Genomic DNA, 754 nt, shown 5'->3' with positions numbered 1-754 from the left:
CAACCGGGGTAAATCAATCTAAAGTATATATGAGTAAACTTGGTCTGACAGTTACCAATGCTTAATCAGTGAGGCACCTATCTCAGCGATCTGTCTATTTCGTTCATCCATAGTTGCCTGACTCCCCGTCGTGTAGATAACTACGATACGGGAGGGCTTACCATCTGGCCCCAGTGCTGCAATGATACCGCGAGACCCACGCTCACCGGCTCCAGATTTATCAGCAATAAACCAGCCAGCCGGAAGGGCCGAGCGCAGAAGTGGTCCTGCAACTTTATCCGCCTCCATCCAGTCTATTAATTGTTGCCGGGAAGCTAGAGTAAGTAGTTCGCCAGTTAATAGTTTGCGCAACGTTGTTGCCATTGCTACAGGCATCGTGGTGTCACGCTCGTCGTTTGGTATGGCTTCATTCAGCTCCGGTTCCCAACGATCAAGGCGAGTTACATGATCCCCCATGTTGTGCAAAAAAGCGGTTAGCTCCTTCGGTCCTCCGATCGTTGTCAGAAGTAAGTTGGCCGCAGTGTTATCACTCATGGTTATGGCAGCACTGCATAATTCTCTTACTGTCATGCCATCCGTAAGATGCTTTTCTGTGACTGGTGAGTACTCAACCAAGTCATTCTGAGAATAGTGTATGCGGCGACCGAGTTGCTCTTGCCCGGCGTCAATACGGGATAATACCGCGCCACATAGCAGAACTTTAAAAGTGCTCATCATTGGGAAACGTTCTTCGGGGCGAAAACTCTCAAGGATC

1 protein-coding gene is annotated in these 754 nt (G+C 49.2%); it reads right to left on the bottom strand.

Translation table 11 applies throughout. From position 1 onward, the window contains the following. Window positions 1–51: 51 nt before the first annotated feature. Window positions 52–754 (bottom strand): class A beta-lactamase (bla, locus tag F4V54_RS11000; protein WP_150387158.1); only part of this gene is annotated, 703 nt, incomplete at its 5' end.

The organism is Corynebacterium tuscaniense (assembly GCF_008693065.1).
Classification (GTDB): Bacteria; Actinomycetota; Actinomycetes; order Mycobacteriales; family Mycobacteriaceae; genus Corynebacterium; species Corynebacterium tuscaniense.
Note: the sequence above shows the minus strand (reverse complement) of the source record. Positions and strands in the feature narration are given on the sequence as shown.